Consider the following 17,820-nt stretch of genomic DNA (forward strand, 5'->3'; position numbering starts at 1 on the left):
CAGTGGCCGGCCGTCAGGGCGAGATGAACTCGATCTTCGAGACGTAGAGGGTCCCGGTCGGCTCGAAGTACGGGTCCACGCGCGGACGCGGCGTGTTGGTCCCCGTGACGCCCGGCGTCGGGTTCCAGCGGAAGCCGCACAGGTAGGCGTTGATCTTGTGCACGTCGGCGCTGACCAGACGCTTGGCCGTGGTCCCGATGTAGACGTTCGACCCGGTGTAGGCGTCGCCCTGATGCCCGTCCTTGTCGGCGTTGCCGATCATCATCGTCCACTGCGCGTCACTGGCGCTGAAGGGGATGTCCACCTCGACGTCGCCCGTGTCCGCCAGATAGTTGACGGTGTTGTCGCCGTAGATGCCCGCGTTGCCCGCGCCCAGCTGGCCCAGGATGTCGGCGTGGTTCATCGCGTTGACGACCGGGAAGCCGCCCAGCCCGCCATTGCCGGTCCCGATGCGCGGGGCCGTGGTCAACTCGCCCTGCATGTGCATCCCGATCTTGAAGTCCGACGGGAACCTGAAATCGACCGCCCGCATCGTGATCCGCATGATGTGGTCGGTCATGTCGGTCACGTTCGGGTAGGCGACCTTGTCCACGAAGGCCCCGGGCCCATCGGAGGTGAGCGCGGGGTGCCCGGTGTTGAAGCAGGACTGCATCAGCAGGAACAGATCGTTGACGATCCTCATGTGGTTGTCGTCGTAGGCGTAGAGCGGCGCCTTCTGGCCGGTCTTCACCCAGACGCCGCTGGTCAGGACGTAGCGGCCGTCCTCGCTGGAATCGTCGTCGTAGCAGTAGGCGACGTCGCCCTCGGAGTAGCTGCCCGCCGCCGCGACCATGTCGGCGTAGGCGGTGCCGCCGCCCGAGCCCGCGAAGGTCGCATCCGGCGTCTCGGTGCCGAACGGGATGCGCAGATAGGACGTGCCGTCGAAGGTCACCCGCTCCGCCGCCGCGGGGGTGGAGAGGGTGCCGATGGGCGTGCTGAAGAACTTCTTGACCTCAGCGTCCGTGTCCATGAGGCAGGTGTGATAGACGGTCATGGGCACCCCTTATCCGATGGCGGCGAGTTGGATGTTGCGGGCCGTGTAGAAGGCCCGGCGGGCGTCGTAGGCGCTGACCTCTCCGCCGGACCCCGGCTCGGGCGGGGACGTGATCACGCCGCGACCGATCAGCGGACCGGTGGAGGCGTATTTGATCTCGACCAGGGTCCCGACCGGAAGCTCGCCTGGCGTGACCTGATTTCCGGACGGCCAGAGGACCTGCCACAGCTCGGCTCCGGCGAAGACGGCAGAGGCGTCCATCAGGAGCCCGCCTTCGCCCTGCTCATAGGCCACCACGAAGGCGAGGGTGGTCAGGTCCGCCGTGCTGGCGACCACTCCCGCCGGGGGCGCGACGACCCAGCGGTTGCCCTTGTTCTCGGCGGACGTGTTGGTCTGCACGACGGTCAGATACTCCGACACCCGGACGTTCACGTCGGCGGCAGACTGGCCCCGGACGATGATCCGGAACTCGTCGTTGCCCACGTCATACTTCAGGATCAGGTGGGTGTTATCGACCCACGCCGGGACAGCCACCGGATCGCCGCCGCTGTTGCGGATCGGCTTGGCGCCCAGCCCGCCGGCGTTCAGGGTCGGGTTGTTGACCGTGTTCGAGCCGACCATGTGGACTTGATACAGGTCGGCCGCCGACAGGACGGGCATGGAGACGGAGTGCTCGGGGTCGGCGACCACGGCGTTGTCCGTCGACGCTCCGGTCCGGAACAGGTTGATCAGACGGCCTTGACCGGTGAGGGCGTAGATCGCCTCGATGTCCGTCGCCTCCTGCGGCAGGGCCAGGTCCCGGCGGATGATGTCGGCGGCGCTCAGGCCGCGTCCGCCTTGCGTGTTCAGTTCGATCACGCGGTCGGAACGGCTTACTTCGGTCACAGCGTCACCCCCGGCTCGATGATGAACGGGCCTTCGATGATCGCTTCCGGCACCCCGGCGCTGTCGATCACCAGCAGGTCATAGACCAGAGCCACCACCTCACCGGCGCGGGTGGCGATGGCGTCGTAGACGGACGCGATGGTGGTCTGGTCGATCTGGATGCGCAGCTGGCCCGCCGCCGCGTCCACGGCCCTGACGCCGTTCGCCGTGCCGTTCGGAGCCGTGTTCAGGCTGATCAGGGCGACGCCGGTCCCGGCAACCTGCCGGACGTCCATGGCGAAGGTCTTGCCCGTGAAGTCCCGCGGCGCTCCGCCTTCCGAGAAGGTCAGAACTTCCGGAGGGAAGGGGACATTCCGGAAGGCGTTGAGGGAGACGGTCGCCGTCATCAGGCCGTGGCCTCATAGGTCATCGTCAGGCGGACCTGAGCGCCGGTCGCGACCACAGTCGAGGCGTCATACTTCTTGATCGTCAGGACATTGGTCTCCGCCGAGACGTTGCCTTGGACCATGTGACCCGTGAGGGCGTTCTCGGTGCCGAAGCCCTGCGCCGCATTGGCGGCGGGGAACGGCAGGGTGACGGTGAGGTTTCCGCTTGCCGCCGGACCGGATCCGAGATTGCTCAGGGTCACATTCAGGGCGACGTGAACGGTTCGGCCGTTCTTGGCGTACTTGGCGGTCGTGACCGTCGCGGAGAAGCCCGATCCCGCCGGGGTCGTCGTCGTGATGGTCGGCGTCCAGTTGGTCCAGGCCGCCGGTGTGAAATCCGTCAGAGCCACCGCACCGGGACCGGTCGCGTAAACGATCTTGTTGGCGGCCAGCGTGAGCCCGCCGAAGGACGCCAGATTGTCCGAGAAGGCCTGCACATCGACCCCGATTACGAGGTTGAGGGCTTCTCTGGCTTCCTCATCGTCGGCGGCCGCCGAAAGGGACCGGCCGAATGAGGTCAGGTCGTACAGGGCGGGGCTTCCGGCCCCGGTCCAGTACAGGCCCTTGCCAGCCGCGAAGGAGAGGTCCTCGATGGCGGACAGGTTCGGGGCGAAATCGCTGAAGGCTTGACGTGCCAAGGCTCTATTCTCCGGTCAGGTAGGCGCCGTCCTCATTGGTGAGGAATGCGCCGCCTTCGTTGGTCAGAAGGGTCAGCCGGTCGGTCACGCCCGGCGAAACGGTCAGGGTCCCGGCGGCCCAGATTTCGGCCACGGAGCCGGGCAGCTGGACCTTCAGATCGTACTGGAGGGTGACGTCGCTCCCGGCGGGACCGGTCGGCAGGGTCATCAGGGACGCTTCGTCGATCCAGACCTGCACCGAGCCCGGTTCCACGATCAGGCCTTCGGTGACCGGGGCGAACACCTCCGCCAGATCGATCAGAGGATCCCCGGGCTGGGCGCCGTAGAGGCGGGCCTGCATGGCCACCACGGCGCCGGTGAAGTCCTGCGGGTCCCCGTCATCGCTGAAGGTGAACTCGTACGAGAACGGGGTATTGCGCCGGGCCTTCAGGTCCAGGCGGGCGGGGATGGCCATGGGCGGGCCTCCGTGAGCGGTGGGGCTAGAGCGCGATCAACTCGACCAGCGAGGTCGGGACGGCGAAGTCCTCCGGCGCACCGGGCAGGACTTCCCATTCCCCGGTCTCGGAGATGATCAGGTTGCGGTCGTCGATCAGCCCATCCGGATCATCGGTGATGGCGAACAGAAGCTCTGACCCGGCGACCTGCTGGGCGAACATGGTCGGCTCGCCGGACAGCACCCGCAGGATCACGCCCGTCGTCGGGTCCACCAGAATGGCCCGGGCGCTCATCGCTTGAACTCCTCGATGGTCAGCAGGGCCGACTGCACGGTCTGGACCGATGCGTCGTTGTTCGACAGCGAGATCACGACGTCGAAGGTGTAGGTGCCGGCCGCGAGGTTCGCCGTGACAGTCGGCGTCTGCCAGCCGGAGATGAAGTCGCCGCCGATGGCCGAGATGGTCTGGTCGAAGTAGTTGCCGCCGAACGGCGAGGACCGAACGATCCTGATCCAGGCGTCGATGCCCCCGGCAGTCGGGTGCCAGATCGACATGAAGAAGTTCGCCCCGATCTTCAGCCGCCCGCCCGTGGTGGTGAAGGTCAGGGTCTGGATCGTCTTGTTCGTCGTGCCCGTCAGGGTCTGGGTGGCCGAGGTGTAGGCCGACAGCTGATTGGTGACCGCGTTCGGGGTGATCTGCGGGGTGTCGGCCTCATCAAGGACTGCGAGGTCGCCTTGTCCGATGAAGCTGCCAGACACCGAGTCCGGACCGGTCACCGGTCCGTAGACCCGGCGGGCGGAGGTGTTGCTGCCCCGGACGTTGGAAACGGCGACATAGTAGTCCTGACCGGGCTGGATGCCGGTAATCGGGATGCGCTCGGCCGTGGGCAGGCCGACATAGGTCTCGCGCCAAGGCCCCAGAGCGGTGATGCCGATCTCGACCCGGATGCCGGTGATCGTGGCGTTCGATGACTCGCCGACAAGGAAGAACCCGGGAACCTGACCGTTCAGGCCCGCGGGCTGGGGCTCAACCGTCCAGTCGCCGGGCGCCGGGGCCGCGACGAGACGGGGGTCGCTGGCGATCGAAGGCGGCGTCGGGGGCGTCGCGCCGGTCTGGCTGTAGGCCCAGGTATAGAACTCGTCGGTCTCGCTCTCGAAGCTGACGACGAGGCGGTCATTGTCGGTGTCGTCCTCGACGCTGGTGACGATGCATTTGACGTCGGCGAGCTCGAAGTCCGGCTCATCGAAGATGAAGCAGTCGCCCGGCTGGGGGTTGGTGTAGATGCGCAGCGGCACCTTGCCCCGGATCGGTTCGCGGCTGTGCGCGATGTCCAGCGCCGCCAGCGTCCGGGCCTGCACGGACTGGTCGCAGAAGTCGTAGTCCATGCCCCGGGTGCGGGTGACCGGGATGCCTTGGCCGTCCTCCAGCTTCCACGTCGAGCGGGTCACCTCCGTCACGGCGGTCATGCGCCAGTCGTTGGCCTCGCTGAGGAAGCGAGGGCGGATGGTGTTGATCCGGTTCAGCCGTGACGAGGTGGCGTCGATCTCGACCGGGCCTGCGGTGTCGGCTCCGGTGATGGCGAACACCGGCGCGCGCGGGGTGGCGCGGTGGATGCAGGCCATCATGCCGTTGATCTCGGCATAGCTGGCGCCGCCGGTCTCGAGGAACTTGCGCAGCACCTCGATCTTGTCGTCATCCGTCGACGGCCAGGCCGCGCTGGTCCACCCGTTGGCGTCCGCGATGTTCGCGGCCTCCACGAAGGTCGAGACGAGGATGTTCTCGACCTTGGCCCCGACGCCCCCGACCTGAAAATCGGTCGTGCTGCCATGCGCCGGCGCGCCCTTCAGGGTCGGCCCCTCCCAGAGGCCCAGCGCCCACTTCAGGCCGTGGATGATCGGGTTCTGGCTATAGACCCAGGTCGAAGCGTCGTTGAGACGGCAGGTCCCGGAGCCGCCGGGATAGGTGCTGTCATAGCGGGGGTCGTAGCAGAACAGGCCCTCGATCACGTTCATGAACGACGGGATCTTGCCGGTGTAGGCTGACCCTTTTGAATTCTCGGCCATCGTGACGAGATAGCCGTAGGTTCCCGACAGCCTGCGGCCCGATCCCCACTGAGACCACGTCGATCCGTCCTGCAGGCCGGTCGGCATCGACATCGCGACATCGGGCTGGAGGCCCCGGGTCCGGGCGACCCACATCTCGCCTGCGAATGGCTCGGACGTGACCGCCGTTCCAGCCCCGATGGTCACGACGTTGTCGTCGGCCTTGAAGCTCTCGAACCCTTTGATCGGACCCGCCGAGCCACATTCGACGACGAAGCTGACGTACATGTCGTTCGTGCCGAAGACACCGGCGTCGATGATGTTGCCCGCGACCCCGATCCGGCCGAGGGCGAAGTGCATCGGGGCGTCGGGATCAGCGGTCCATTCGACGTTCGCGCCTTGGCTGGGCAGGGAAGGGGCTGTGGCCGCGCCGATGCCGACGCTCACAGTCGTCGAAACTGCCGCGACCGTCGCAAGCTGCGCGGCGGTGGCGGTCCCGGCGGCCACAGCGGAGTAGGCTGAAGCGATGTAGTTGCCGACCGCGACGATCCCTGCCCAGACGTACATCAGAGCCTCCAGGCTGCGATGTAGCGGGTCGCAATAGCGGTCTGGCAGACCGAGTCGTCTATGAACCCGAGGAAGCGCCCGTTCGGCATCGCGACAGCCAGCGCCGGGCCGAACGGGTTCTCGACCTCCGGGTTGGTCTCAAGGGCGAAGATGTCGCCCTGCATCGCCATGGCCGGGGCGATCCGGGGCAGGCCCATGGCGTCCAGACCCTCCATCACCGTGCTGAACCCGGCGCGCTTCAGCGCCCGGACGCCCTGGTTCAGGTTGGCGTAGCGCAGGCCCTTCACCGGCCCTGAGCCGTGGCCCATCTTGATCAGGGCATGGGTCGCCAACTTCACGCAGTCGTTCTTGCCGATGATCAAGGGCTTGCCGTTGAACCGGCGGAAGCAGGCTTCGGCGGCCCGGGCGCGCCGGATACGGTCGTCGATCAAGGGCGCCACTCCAGCTTGCGGGTTTGCTTGACGACGCCCGAGACGTTGATCAGGCCGTCCTCGCCGGGCCAGCGCCGCCGGTGGAAGGCGTCGTTCTGCCGCCAGTCGGCGTTCGGTTCGAGGAGGCGGGCGGACTGGGTGCCGCACTCAATCGTCGCCATCAGCTCGGAGCCGACGCTGTAGCGGGGCTTGTCGATCTCGCCGTCAAAACGCAGGGTCGCGGCCCCGACGATCAGCCCGGTCTCGAAGTCGATGACCCCGCGCCAGACCCTGATCCGGCTGCCCTGATTGGCGGCGTCCGCCAGAATGGCGACCGCGTCCATGTCCCGGGGCAGGATGTTGATGTCCACCCGGCTGGTCTGGTTGACCATGCCGTTGGTCAGACCCGAAACCCCGGCCAGCACGCCCAGAACGGGATGGTTTCCGTAGTAAACGGCCGAGTCCCAGATCACGAAGCCGCCGTCGGTCAGGAAGACAGACCCGGCGGGCAGGTCCAGGCGCACCATGACGGCCCGGAACCAGATGCGCTGGCGGGCTGCGAGTTCGGCTGTGGCGTCCATTTAGCCGGGCTCTTCGACCGAGAACTTCAGCGTCTGGTAGCCGTGCCCGTCCATCAGCCACGACGACGGGTCCGCCGTCGGATAGCCCTCAATCTTCGGGTCGGTGAAGTCGATGACGTCGCTGTGGTAGGCGGGCCAGGTCAGCATCGTCTCCAGCGGGACGGTGACCTCTCCAGAGGCGTCGGCGACCACTTCGGAGCGGGCGCGGTACAGGCGCACCGAGCCGTCCGAAGCATAGTGGTTCAGCAGCTGATCCTTGCGGATCGCATAGTGCGGCGTCAGGCCGGTGATCGTCAGGTTGGCGCCGGACTGGGGGCCACCGGTGACGGTGCAGTCCGTGCCCGGCGCACCGATGTCCAGACCGGGTTGCGGAACCGGGATGCGGACCACGTCATCCTCCGCCCGCAGGTCGCCCCACTGGCGGGCCTCATCCGGGTCCAGAGGCTCCGAGACGAAGTCGATGCGGAAGTGGCTGCCCTTGCGTCCGATGCGCTGGGCGTTGCCCCCGGTGGCGCTCCTCTGGTTGACCCGGGACGAGACGATGTCCGGCTGAACCGTGACCAGAGGCATTTCAGGAAGGATGCGGACCAAGATGCATCTCCAATTGAAAAGGGCGGCTCCGAAGAACCGCCCCAAGGGCCGACCATCACACGCTGAGGCTATTCGTCGGTTGGTGGAGAAGGGGCTTCTGAGCCCGAAGTAGGGTCGGCTGGGGCGACCCCGTAACGCCGTTCAAGCTCGGCGTTCATACACTGGATGCTGGCACGCAGCCTTGCCTCCTCGTACGCCTTTTCGTCGTGGGTCTTCAGATAGGCGGTGGCCAGCTTTTCCCTTGCCGCGCAAAGCTGTGCTGAAGACCCCTTCGTGTTCTCGATGATTTCCAGCTCGCGCTGGGCGTCTTTGACCGGATCGGAGCACCCTGCCACTGCCAGGGCGAGCGCCCCCACCATCATCAATCTCATGCACGATCCTCCCGCCGGCACCCTGTCACGGCCTGCCGGGAGAGTCATCAGCCGCGGCCCTTGTTCAGTCCGTAGGTTTCGCGGCGCTCGATGTCAGCGGCGACAGCGGACCGGGCCGCGCCCACCGCGATAGCCCCGGCTTGTGCGGCGATGGGCCGGGCGACCTCTTCCGCCGTCCCGACCACATAGGCATTCAGGCCGTCCCGGTCGGCCGTGACCTTCACCTCGATCGTACTGGCCAGCGAGGCGTTGTAGGACTCTCGGTTCTGGCTCTCCCTGGCATTGGTCTGGCGAATGGCGTCAGTCGTCTCGGCCGCACCTCCAGATCCAGCGCCTTTTGAACCGCTCGACTTCCCGCTTCCTCCGCCAGTGCTGAGGCCGAACCCGGCGAGCACGGCGACCATCGCCGCGACCAGAGGGAACGCGTACGCTCCCATCTGTTCAAACATGTTGGCAGCGCCGGCCGCCGCCGAGGCCGTTCCTCGTGCCGCACTGTTCGCGATCGAGGAAGAAGTCTCGGTCGCATCCTGCACCATCGCGGCGATGGACATGCCAAGCTGGAAGACCCGCCACGCCCTCTCGGCGGTCAGCAGCACTTTGTAACCGTCCGACGACTCATCGAAGAACCCGCGCGCGGCGCCTAGCATGTCGCCGTACATGCCGACCTGGGCTGCAGCCCGTTCTCGGTCAGCAGCCGCCTCGCTCATCCGCTTCTGCTGAACGTCCAGCGAGATTTCCGCCTGCCGCGACTGATAGGCCGTCATGGTGGTGAGCATCCGGCCGAGTGCGTCGCCCGCCTCACCGAACGCCGAGGCCATTCCGTAGGCGGCGTCCTGGGCCAGCATGTCGATCTGGCGGAGTTGGTCGGCGAGAGCCTCCGTCTTCGCGATAATGAGGTCCTGATCAGCGGTCAGGGGCCGCAGGTTCACCCTCGGGATGGGGGCGAGTACCTGCACCTCGGCAGAGTTGATCGCGGCAATCAGGCGCTCGGCCTCATCCACCAGCTGCCCGGCGAGCGCCACGGCGTCTGCGGTTCCGGTCTCGATAAGCTCCCGGGCCCGGCGGCTCGTGTTCAGGCGGATGAGCTGGGTCTCGGAAAGGCCCATCTCCTCGCGCTCGTGCTGCATCTGGACGATATAGTCGCGAGAGCGCTCGATCAGGCGGTCGTACTCGCGTTCGGCCTCCGTCCTCTGAGGGGTGCGGCCGGCCTGCCGCTGGGCTTCGCTGTTCGCCGCCAACTCTGCCTGACGGCGGTTCTCGATGGCCAGCAGGCTGTTTGCGAGACTGGCGCTGAGCTGATCGTTCCCTCGGGCAGCAGCGACGGCCGAGTCCCGCATCTGGTCGTACTGGCGGTTGATCCGACCTGCAGCCGAGGACATCTCGTCGGCGTAGCGCTGGGCGATAGGGATGCTAGCCAGACGGACAGCATTTGCTGCGGCCTCGCGGTCAGCGCTGTTCTTGGCGGCATCAGCTTCGGCCTGGGCAAGGCCAGCCCGCGCCGCGCGGACAGTCCAGGGCTCCGCACCATCGCCGCCCCCCGCTGCGGCGAGGCCTTGGACCGCGATGGCATCCAGATACAGTTGCCTGCGCAGTTCGATGCGTGTGGCGATTTCGTTTCGGAGACCCAGGACGGTCCGGAGGTTGGTCTGGGCGCTAGACAGCGCCTGCCGTTCGGCCTCGCGCGAGGACCGGGTCGACTTGCCGAGCTCCTCGTTCATCTCCCGGATGGCAGCGCTCACGCCTTCGGCGGACCGTGCGAAGGCCTCCTTTGCCCGGCGTGCCTTATCGGTCTCCTCCGCCTCCTCCCGGAGCTTTTTCACCCCATCGTCCAGCGCACGGCTTTCCTCGATAGTCTTCGCGATCAGACCGCCGAGGACGGCGGCCGCAATGGTGATCGCCGCGCCCCAAGGCCCCGCGAGGAACGCCCCCACGGCGCCCGCCTTGCCCTGCATCTGGGACATGGCGAAGCCGACTTGGCCGAGTTGCTGGTTAAAGGCGACGATGGGGTTGATGCCGGTAGAAACCTGCGTCCCGAAGTCGTTGAACTGATACCCGAGCTGCTGAACGCCCATGCGGTGTTGCTTCTGGGCGTCCGTAGCAAAGCGCGAGGCGTTCGCCAGCCGGTCGGTCGCCGTCTCAGTACGCTTGGACGCTTCCGTCAGGCCGTCCAGGCTCTGGGTCGCTATGCGGGCCTCCAGAGTTTCGACGCGAACAACGAGGGTGGCTAGGTCGGTGATGGCGAGCCCTCCTCTTTCTGCCGCTTCGCTTCGCGGGCCTTGATGACCGCGCGCAGGGACGCCTTCATTCCGGCCACGTCGGTCGGCTTGGTTTTGCTCGGGGTGCCGTGTTTGGCCGCTTCGGCGGCGTCATCGAGACGCCGGATCAGGGTCTTGTCCCAGAAAGACAGGCCGCCGGGGTGGGCGGCGCCGTAGGCGTTCAGCTCGGCCCATGTGATCTGCTGTCCGGCGAACCCGGCGAGCTTGGTCTTCTTCAGTTCCGAAAAGTCCTGCCAGATATAGGTCAGGGCCTCAGGGAAGGGCGGGAGCCGGCTGTTCGGCGTCCCGCTGGCAACAGCCTCGGCGAAGGCGGTTAGGCTGTCGGCGAGGCCTTGGAGAAATTTGCCCGGTCACTGACGAACTGCTGCCCGGACGCCCGCAGCCAGCGGACTTTGCGATAGATAAGCCGAGCGTTCTCAGGGGTGAGGGAGAGCACCTGCTTCTCCCACTTGATCCCCGACCAGGCGACCGTGGCGTGGGCCAAGCGATTGATCGCCTTCGTTTCCACCGACACGGCGGTGATGGCGGTGCCGCCCTTCAGACCTTCGTTGAACTGCTCGCGGTCGTATTGGACCATGCGGTCGCTGTCGTCGCCGAGAAGGGTGATGGTCACCGGAACCGGCTTGCCGTCCCCGTCGACGATCTCTTTGCCTTCATCGTCGGTCTCATAGACCGGGCCAAGCGGGCCGCGGACGTGCATCACCACGCCTTCGTTGGCGAGTTCGACGGTATTCAGTTCAGCGAGGTCCATAGTCGTGTCCTGGAAAAGGACGGCAGGTCGCGCCTGCCGTTAGAGTTGAGGGGGAGGCTTAGGCGACCGCTTCGCCGGGCTTCTCGACGAAGATGTTCAGGCCGACATTCGAAGTGCGCTTGGTCACGTCGTTGGCGCCGCCGACGTTCATCCGGTTCCCGAACACCGGGCCACGAGCGTAGAACTCGGTCGGGGTGTCGTTCTCATCGGCCTCATCGGCGAGCACGATCTTGACGGCGTACTGGTACTTCGTTCCGGCGGCTTCGCGCAGGGCGATCTGACCCGGGTCCAGCGGGTCGTGCGCGTAGACGATCGGCAGCATGCCGTTGTCGATGGCGCCCTTCAGATGTTGCACGCTCGGCCCCTTGAGCGGGGTGAAAGCGGAGTCGTTGGCCTGCGGCCCGAACTCGCCGATGCTCTCGACGCTGCCGATCTCGACATAGGTGAGCGCGGCCAGAGCCGCTTCAGTGGTGGCAGTGGTGACGGGGCCGATGAAGACGCCCGAACCCTCCGAAGTGCCGATGGCCATTCGGTTTCTCCTGTGATTTTTGGGGGTCCGCAGCCCACGCGGATTGAGGGCGACCGGGGACCGTTAGACGGCGACCCACGGGATGGTGATGGCGACCAGACTGGCGTTGTCGTCCAGGATCGGAGACCCGGCCCAAGGCTCGCGGTTGATCCGGACCTTTGCGCCTGCGTTGACCAGCTTCAGGCCCTTGGGAAAGTGGGCCATGACGTCGGCCGCGACCTCCCGGGCCTTAATGACGCCTTTGCCCTTCGGCCAGACGACGGTGACCTGCAGCAGGCCCTGATCCATCCGGCCGGAGTTCATGCCCTCCCAAGCCGGGGCGTTGTTGAACAGGCTGACCCGGAGATACTTGCCGTCCGACGGTGGGGGGAACGGGACGTCGGGCATGGCCACCGGCAGAACCGGCGATCCGACCGACAGGATCGCGCAGCGCGCCAGCAGCAGCTTGGCGACCTCGGCGGGGTCAGGCATGGGCTCACCCTTGCTGGCTGGAGGTCACCAGTGCCTCGGCCTTCGCGGCGGAGGCGGACACGAACTGCCCCCAGCGCTGCGTCGCCAGACGGGCGAAGGCGTAGCGCTCCTCCATCTTGCGGGCGTAGACGGCGGTGTAGGCGAAGGTGATCGGGGTCTCGAAATCCGCGCCCTGGATCACAAGGTTGATCTGGGCGCCGTCGTAGCTGAACTTGCCGTCCGGGTTCGGGTTGGCCGTGGCCGCCGGGACGTCATAGCCCGGGCTCGCGACCAGAGAGGCCCGCAAGAAGCCCGACGCGACCGGCATGTTGCCGCCAGCGCCACCGCCCGGATTGGCCACGCTTGGCCCGGGGGTCTGCATGACGGCGACCATGTCCTGAACGGCGTCGGCTCGGACGGCGTGCAGCATGGCCTTGGCCTTCGTCCCCCATGCACTGATCTGGGCGGAGAAGGATCCTTGGGCCATCAGCGGAGCCCGGCGAACCAGTCGACGCGGTAGTCAGTTTGGCAGTGACAGCCCGCGTTGTGGCGGATCGGCGCTTCCGGGTCGTGGGCGTGGCGCATCCGCGTCCCGTCCGGCATGACGAAGTCTTCCCGGAGCCCGACGCTGCGACCATTCATGGCGAGGTGCTGGACCCGGGGGTGCAGGGCCCCGAGGTGGCGCCAGACCTTGGTGACCGTGCCCTCTTGGAGCTTCCCGGAGGCGATGGCCTGTTCGTAGGTCTGCAGCTTGGCCGCCTCCAGAGCTGAAAAGGTCTCGTTCAGGCCAATCAGGTCGCCGCGCAGCTTCAGGAGCCGGCGCTCATAGGCGGTGATGGCCTTGGCCGCGATCTCCGGGTCCACCGGTCGGCCTTCGCGGATCGCCTTCGTGACCGATCGGTCGAACCGACGGTCCCTTCGTGCCCGCGTCAGATAGGCCCTGAGGTCCGCCGGGTCGCTGGAGGCCAGTTGGTCCCGGGCGTTCCGGACGTACTGCTCCTGCGGGCCTGACAGGCCCAGCACACCGCCCTCACGTCGTCCCGTCGCCCGGTTCACCCGCCCGACCACGTCCAGAGCGGCCTGACGCGGGTTCACGCCCCGGGACAGGCTCTCCGTCAGGCTGGTCCGGACCAGATCGCGCTGTTCCGTCGTGATCCGGGTGATGAGGTCGGACGATTGGCGCGAGAGCCAGGCCTCCGCCTCCGGGTGGCGGCCGTCGAACCGGATCACCAGAGCCGTCCCGTCCGGGCGGCGGCGCGGCATGGCAGCGGCAGTGATCTTGCCCGCCTCGGCGTGGGCCTCCCTGATCCGATCCGCGACCTCGTTGAAGGCCTCCGGGTCGATGTGCAGCGCGTCCAGCGCCGCCTCGATGTCCCGGGCCTCAATGTAGGCGATGACCCGCTGGAGCTCAGCCCCCCGCTTCAGATCGTCGACGGCCTTCATGAAGGCGTCCGCCACCAGTCGCCCATAGCGCTCCAGCAGCTCGGCATAGAGCTGCCGTTGCGCACGGGTTCTGGCCAAGGGTCTATCCCTTCAGGATGCTCAGCACGGCGCGGGCCGCGTCGGCCTGCCGGTCGAGGTAGGCGTCCAGCAGGTCGTGGGCTTTGCCCCGGACGGCCTCGGTTTCAGCCTGATCCGCACCGCGCAGGACGGCGGCCTGATAGGAGCGAGCGACAGCCGTGAGCTCAACGAGCGTTGCGGTCGCCTTCTCCATGTCGGCCTTGTGGTCGGTCACGGGGTGGCCTCGAAGCGGATCAGGTTAGATTGCGGAAGCCATCGCCGCGCGGTCAGCTTGAGACGTTCCGGGCCGCCGCTATCCGCCACGACGACGCGGTGGCCGTCACGGAGCGCCTTGGAAAGGCCAAGGTCCAGATCGGAATGACGACGGACGGTGATCTTGCTCATGCTCTGACCTGCAGCTGATAGAGAACCGTCGCCGTCTCGGGCCGAAGCACCATGACGTTCACGATGGTCAGTTTCTCACCACTGGCGGTCACCAGCAAGTCGGAGGTCGTGGGCTCCTCCTCAACCGCCGGGGAGACCAGCGCCTTCCGGTCCGTGGCGAGGATGCGCGCGCCGTCGATTTCCCGGTTGGAGAACTTGGTCAGGGCCAGGGTGCAGGGATAGTCGGTCAGGGTCGGCTCGCCCGGGTCGTAGGACGGGCCCGTGCCCGGAGACTGGCGGCGGATCGCGCCGGTGGCGCCGAAGGTCTGCAGCAGGCGCTGCGCCGTCTGGGCCGCCCGGGCGTAGTCGAAGGTCATCCGACCGCCCAAAGGCCGAAGCCCGCGACCGAAACCGGGCGCAGGTACGGGGCCAGGATGCCCTCGATCAGGGTCAGCCGGACCGTGGCGTCCGCCGCCGCGTCCCCCGATCCCTCGAAATACTCGACCTCAAGGACATCGACCTTCTCACGCTTCACCGCGCCCGAGGCGCTGGCGGCGGAGGACAGGGATCCCGGGTTGTTCGCTTCATGCCAAGCCGCGACATAGGTCGCTGTTTCCAGCGCGGTCAGCAGCGGATCGACGGTCTGGTCCCCGATCAGGCGAGGGCCGTAGACGGCGTCGATGTAGTCGGTGGCGCGCTGCCGCAGAACGGCAGGCGTGGGAGCGCCAGCGGGCAGGGTGTGGCCGCGAGCGGCCATCCAGTCCGAAAACCCGCTGTCGCTCCCGTAGGCCATCGGTCAGGACTTCTTCTGGTCGGCCACGAAGGCGGCCTTGTCCTCTTCGGACAGGGCGTTGAAGGCGTCGGCATCAGCCTTCGACAGGTCCGACAGCAGGGTTTCCTCGCCCCGCGTGATCTTGAACTTCCCGCCGCCGTGATGCTCGGCCTTCAGGCCCTTGGTGTCGCCGTCCTTCGGGTTGGTGACGCCCTTTTTGCCCTTGGTGTTGCCGCCCGAGATGATCTCGTAGCGGCCCGCCCAGCCGGTCGGTTCATTCTTCACATCGAGCTCGGTGCCGACCTCGATTTCCTGGCCCTCGGAGTTGAAGATCCCCGAGCCGGTGATTTTGATGCGCATGCCGCGCTCCTTCCTGAAAAGAGGAAGGGCCCCGACCGAAGCCGAGGCCCAGCCGGGTTAGTCGAGGTCAGTCGTGTAGAACACGCCGGACTTGCCGTTGTAGTCGGCCCCGATCTCCAGACCCATCGCCCCCATGTTGAGGAACTGATAGTTGTCGGTCGGGTTCAGGCGGGCCATCGCCGTGGTGTTGACGGCCATCCCGATGATCGGGCGGATGACCTGCGGCCGCGGCACGAAGCCGAAGAACGCATTTCCGGTCAGCTTGAAGGTCACCGCGATCTTGTTGATGCGGCGGTTCTTCTCCAGGTGCTCCCACAGCGAGCCGTCCTTGAAGCCGCTCGACGTGGACAGGTCCCGGTCGAGGTTGCGAGCGATCTCCGGCGAGACGTAGACGTTGACCCGCTCGGTGATCAGGTTCGCATCCAGCATGGCGCCGAACGTGTTGCTGAAGAACGAGATGATCGCGTCCGTGGTGGTCGCGGGCGAGGTCAGGTCGATGTTGGCACCGCCGCCGGCCGAGCCCAGGTTGATGACCTTGGAATAGGTCGAGGTGCGGATGCCCTTCGCGCCGTAGCCTTGGAACGTGATCGAGGCGTCACCATCCAGGACATAGTCGGCCATGTTACGGCGGAGCTTGTCCAGCGAGGCTTCCTGATCGTCCGCCAGCGCGTCGAAGTTCTCCGACTGCAGGGTGTTCCATTCCCGCCATTCGCGGCCGTAGCCGTCGGCGAAGATCGGAACGGGCACGCCGCGGTAGTCGTAGACCACCTTGTCCATCGGCACCGGCACTTGGCCCGACAGCGACCGGACGACCGGGTTGTTGGAGTCCGAGGCCACGCGGGTCATGTGGACCAGCTTGCCGATGCTCACCGCCTTGGCCAGCGGCATCAGGTCGGCCATGAACACCTCGCCGCCGTCATCACGCATGACGCGGCGGGTGATGGTGTCCATTTCCAGCCAGGCGTCGCGCGGCAGGATGGAGGCGTTCAGTGCGGTGCCGGAGACGTTGCCGTAAAGCTCGGCGTGGGCGTCTTCCGTGCGGTGGAAATGCTCGCGGGCCATGCTGACCTCGCCCCACCATTGCTGGTGAGGACGGGAGTTGGCGACGAGCTGTTCGTCGAAGTAGCGCATCGTCGGTGCTCCCTTACGAGGCGGCGGTCAGCTGACCATTCGTCGCGGCGCGGAACCGGACGAGCTGATCAGAGCCCGAGGCGTTGTTGTAGATTTCCTCGGCGTACCCGATGACGAGGTCCGAAGTGCTAGCAATGGCCAAGGTGCCATTGGCGCCCGGCGTGAGGGCGGTGCCGACGGCCGAGATGTTGACGCCGGTGGCCACGCGGCCGTTGAAGAACTGCTCGTCCAGCAGCTCCATGCCGATCACGACGTCATCGGCGGCGTAGGCGTCTTCGACGCCCTTGCCGGCCAGATAGTTGTCCTGGGCGATCCAGACTTTGCCGACGGTCGAGGCGCCGGCGCGGGTGAACTCTCCCGAGGACAGGACGATCAGGTTGCCGGGCTTGATGTTGCCGTCGGCGGCAGGGGCTTCACGGACCTGCGGCGTGCGCTCGGTGACCGGGCCGGCGAAGATCTTGTTGTAGCGGGCCATCTTACTTCGCCTCCGCCTTCGGGAGTTTGAACTCCGGCTTGCCGCCAGAGGTCGGGAGCTTGAAGCCGCCGTTGGCGATGGGCGCGGCCTGGCCCGGCTCAGCCTTAGGGGCCAGGGCGCGGGCGGCGTTCAGGGTCAGCTCGCCGGCCGTGGCCTCGTCGAGCAGGTTAGCCTTGACGATCTTTGCCCGCAGATCGGCCAGCTCAGCCTCGTCTTTGGCCTTGCTGTCGTTCTGGAGGGCCGTGAGCTGGTCGGTGACCGGCTTCAGGGCTTCGGTGACCGCGTTGCCGATCGCCGCAGCGATGGCTTCGGGCTTGGTGCTCTCCGAGAGGGCGTCAACCTTCTGGGAAAGCGCGTCGAACTGGACCTTGTCCATGTCGTCCTCGTCTTTCAGTTTGTTGGTGGAGGGTTGTTCCCGCTCTTGGCCGCGAAGGACCTCGAAGAGGGCGGTCTTCAGGCGCTCAAGGATCCCCGCACGTTCGCGGCGCTCCAGAGCTTGGGCGAGGTGATCCAGCGCCCAGTCGACGCCACGCTCAGCATCCTCGGTGAGGGTGCTGTTGATGACGCCGATCTCTTTGCCCGCCGAGTTGACCATCATGCCGACGCCCTGCTCGGGGGTGGCAGCGCCGTCCTCGTCGAGCAGGATGGCGTCGTGGTCGAACTCGATGTCGCGAGCGGTGAACTTGTAGGGGACATCGCCATTGGCAGCGTCCATGATTGCCAGCAGCCCGGTAGAGGTGTGGACCGGGTCTCCGGCCTCAATGGCCGCGAGGACGCGTTTGCCGCCATCGGACTGGTTCGCCCGCTCCACGTCGATGACCTTGTCCAGCAGGACGCGGCCCTTCTCCTGCCGGACGTTCTCGTTCCAAGCGCCGATCCAGCCTTGGTTCAGGCCCTCAGGATCACGGGCTGACAGGAACTTGCCGTTGACCGACGGGTGGCCCAGCGGCGCGGGGGTGCGCTCCAGCGTTCTGAACGACTTCGCGATCTCGGCGGCCGGATAGAGGATGTCGTTCATGACGACGTCGTCCGGCAGGGTGGCCGAGGGGACGATGATCACGTCCCGGCCGTTCCGCTTTTCCTTCCGGATCGCGGCAGAGTTGGCGAGGGTGCGGATGTTGACCCGGACCTGATCGCCGGGGGTCACGCCCTTGTTCACGACGAACGTGCGGGCGTTCACGTCATGCTGATGCACGCGCGCCTCCTTCCGATTGT

25 protein-coding genes and 1 pseudogene are annotated in these 17,820 nt (G+C 66.7%); all 26 read right to left on the reverse strand.

Features of this window, described 5'->3' with window-relative positions:
* Positions 1–13: 13 nt before the first annotated feature.
* A complete protein-coding gene (locus tag ACLQ7T_RS03845) occupies positions 14–1,033 on the reverse strand; it encodes a hypothetical protein (protein WP_420478219.1) in 1,020 nt (339 codons plus the stop codon).
* Positions 1,034–1,042: 9 nt separating this feature from the next.
* Positions 1,043–1,891, reverse strand: a complete 849-nt coding sequence (locus tag ACLQ7T_RS03850) for a hypothetical protein (protein ID WP_420478220.1) — start codon at positions 1,889–1,891, stop codon at positions 1,043–1,045.
* 23 nt (positions 1,892–1,914) lie between these two features.
* A complete protein-coding gene (locus ACLQ7T_RS03855; RefSeq protein WP_420478221.1) occupies positions 1,915–2,304 on the reverse strand; it encodes a hypothetical protein in 390 nt (129 codons plus the stop codon).
* Complete coding sequence (locus ACLQ7T_RS03860; RefSeq protein WP_420478222.1) at positions 2,304–2,981, reverse strand: hypothetical protein; 678 nt, start codon at positions 2,979–2,981, stop codon at positions 2,304–2,306. The genes ACLQ7T_RS03855 and ACLQ7T_RS03860 overlap by 1 nt, the downstream gene beginning before the upstream one ends.
* A 4-nt stretch (positions 2,982–2,985) precedes the next feature.
* The gene (locus ACLQ7T_RS03865; RefSeq protein WP_420478223.1) at positions 2,986–3,435 is read right to left on the reverse strand and encodes a hypothetical protein; all 450 of its coding nucleotides are present in this window, start codon (positions 3,433–3,435) and stop codon (positions 2,986–2,988) included.
* Positions 3,436–3,460: 25 nt separating this feature from the next.
* Positions 3,461–3,709, reverse strand: coding sequence for a hypothetical protein (locus ACLQ7T_RS03870; protein ID WP_420478224.1), 249 nt, complete (start codon positions 3,707–3,709; stop codon positions 3,461–3,463).
* On the reverse strand, positions 3,706–6,024 hold the full coding sequence (locus ACLQ7T_RS03875; protein WP_420478225.1) for a hypothetical protein: 2,319 nt from the start codon (positions 6,022–6,024) through the stop codon (positions 3,706–3,708). Before ACLQ7T_RS03875 ends, ACLQ7T_RS03870 begins: the two co-directional genes overlap by 4 nt.
* Complete coding sequence (locus ACLQ7T_RS03880; RefSeq protein WP_420478226.1) at positions 6,024–6,455, reverse strand: DUF6950 family protein; 432 nt, start codon at positions 6,453–6,455, stop codon at positions 6,024–6,026. Before ACLQ7T_RS03880 ends, ACLQ7T_RS03875 begins: the two co-directional genes overlap by 1 nt.
* On the reverse strand, positions 6,452–7,015 hold the full coding sequence (locus tag ACLQ7T_RS03885; RefSeq protein WP_420478227.1) for a hypothetical protein: 564 nt from the start codon (positions 7,013–7,015) through the stop codon (positions 6,452–6,454). Before ACLQ7T_RS03885 ends, ACLQ7T_RS03880 begins: the two co-directional genes overlap by 4 nt.
* Positions 7,016–7,606, reverse strand: coding sequence for a hypothetical protein (locus tag ACLQ7T_RS03890; protein WP_420478228.1), 591 nt, complete (start codon positions 7,604–7,606; stop codon positions 7,016–7,018).
* Positions 7,607–7,674: 68 nt separating this feature from the next.
* Positions 7,675–7,977, reverse strand: a complete 303-nt coding sequence (locus ACLQ7T_RS03895; RefSeq protein WP_420478229.1) for a hypothetical protein — start codon at positions 7,975–7,977, stop codon at positions 7,675–7,677.
* A gap of 47 nt (positions 7,978–8,024) precedes the next feature.
* Positions 8,025–10,049, reverse strand: a complete 2,025-nt coding sequence (locus ACLQ7T_RS03900) for a coiled-coil domain-containing protein (RefSeq protein ID WP_420478230.1) — start codon at positions 10,047–10,049, stop codon at positions 8,025–8,027.
* Positions 10,050–10,201: 152 nt separating this feature from the next.
* A pseudogene (locus tag ACLQ7T_RS03905) lies at positions 10,202–10,510 on the reverse strand (phage tail assembly chaperone); the annotation flags it as partial.
* A 56-nt stretch (positions 10,511–10,566) separates the two neighbouring features.
* A complete protein-coding gene (locus tag ACLQ7T_RS03910; protein WP_420478231.1) occupies positions 10,567–11,004 on the reverse strand; it encodes a hypothetical protein in 438 nt (145 codons plus the stop codon).
* A gap of 58 nt (positions 11,005–11,062) precedes the next feature.
* Complete coding sequence (locus ACLQ7T_RS03915) at positions 11,063–11,533, reverse strand: hypothetical protein (protein WP_420478232.1); 471 nt, start codon at positions 11,531–11,533, stop codon at positions 11,063–11,065.
* 63 nt (positions 11,534–11,596) lie between these two features.
* A complete protein-coding gene (locus tag ACLQ7T_RS03920) occupies positions 11,597–12,004 on the reverse strand; it encodes a phage tail terminator-like protein (protein ID WP_420478233.1) in 408 nt (135 codons plus the stop codon).
* Between the two features lie 4 nt (positions 12,005–12,008).
* Positions 12,009–12,470, reverse strand: a complete 462-nt coding sequence (locus tag ACLQ7T_RS03925; RefSeq protein WP_420478234.1) for a hypothetical protein — start codon at positions 12,468–12,470, stop codon at positions 12,009–12,011.
* A complete protein-coding gene (locus tag ACLQ7T_RS03930) occupies positions 12,470–13,504 on the reverse strand; it encodes a hypothetical protein (protein WP_420478235.1) in 1,035 nt (344 codons plus the stop codon). Before ACLQ7T_RS03930 ends, ACLQ7T_RS03925 begins: the two co-directional genes overlap by 1 nt.
* A gap of 4 nt (positions 13,505–13,508) precedes the next feature.
* Positions 13,509–13,718 (reverse strand): hypothetical protein, encoded by a 210-nt coding sequence (locus tag ACLQ7T_RS03935; RefSeq protein WP_420478236.1) that lies wholly within the window; start codon positions 13,716–13,718, stop codon positions 13,509–13,511.
* Entirely contained in the window at positions 13,715–13,888 is a 174-nt protein-coding gene (locus ACLQ7T_RS03940; RefSeq protein ID WP_420478237.1) for a hypothetical protein, read from the reverse strand. Before ACLQ7T_RS03940 ends, ACLQ7T_RS03935 begins: the two co-directional genes overlap by 4 nt.
* The gene (locus tag ACLQ7T_RS03945; RefSeq protein ID WP_420478238.1) at positions 13,885–14,244 is read right to left on the reverse strand and encodes a hypothetical protein; all 360 of its coding nucleotides are present in this window, start codon (positions 14,242–14,244) and stop codon (positions 13,885–13,887) included. The genes ACLQ7T_RS03940 and ACLQ7T_RS03945 overlap by 4 nt, the downstream gene beginning before the upstream one ends.
* Positions 14,241–14,660 (reverse strand): DnaT-like ssDNA-binding protein, encoded by a 420-nt coding sequence (locus tag ACLQ7T_RS03950; protein WP_420478239.1) that lies wholly within the window; start codon positions 14,658–14,660, stop codon positions 14,241–14,243. Before ACLQ7T_RS03950 ends, ACLQ7T_RS03945 begins: the two co-directional genes overlap by 4 nt.
* 3 nt (positions 14,661–14,663) lie before the next feature.
* Entirely contained in the window at positions 14,664–14,999 is a 336-nt protein-coding gene (locus ACLQ7T_RS03955; RefSeq protein ID WP_420478240.1) for a hypothetical protein, read from the reverse strand.
* A gap of 57 nt (positions 15,000–15,056) precedes the next feature.
* Positions 15,057–16,130 (reverse strand): major capsid protein, encoded by a 1,074-nt coding sequence (locus tag ACLQ7T_RS03960; protein WP_420478241.1) that lies wholly within the window; start codon positions 16,128–16,130, stop codon positions 15,057–15,059.
* A 13-nt stretch (positions 16,131–16,143) separates the two neighbouring features.
* Positions 16,144–16,605, reverse strand: a complete 462-nt coding sequence (locus tag ACLQ7T_RS03965; RefSeq protein WP_420478242.1) for a hypothetical protein — start codon at positions 16,603–16,605, stop codon at positions 16,144–16,146.
* A gap of 1 nt (position 16,606) precedes the next feature.
* Positions 16,607–17,764, reverse strand: a complete 1,158-nt coding sequence (locus tag ACLQ7T_RS03970; protein WP_420478243.1) for a hypothetical protein — start codon at positions 17,762–17,764, stop codon at positions 16,607–16,609.
* Between the last annotated feature and the right edge of the window lie 56 nt (positions 17,765–17,820).

The organism is Brevundimonas sediminis (genome assembly GCF_048799765.1).
Classification (GTDB): domain Bacteria; phylum Pseudomonadota; class Alphaproteobacteria; order Caulobacterales; family Caulobacteraceae; genus Brevundimonas.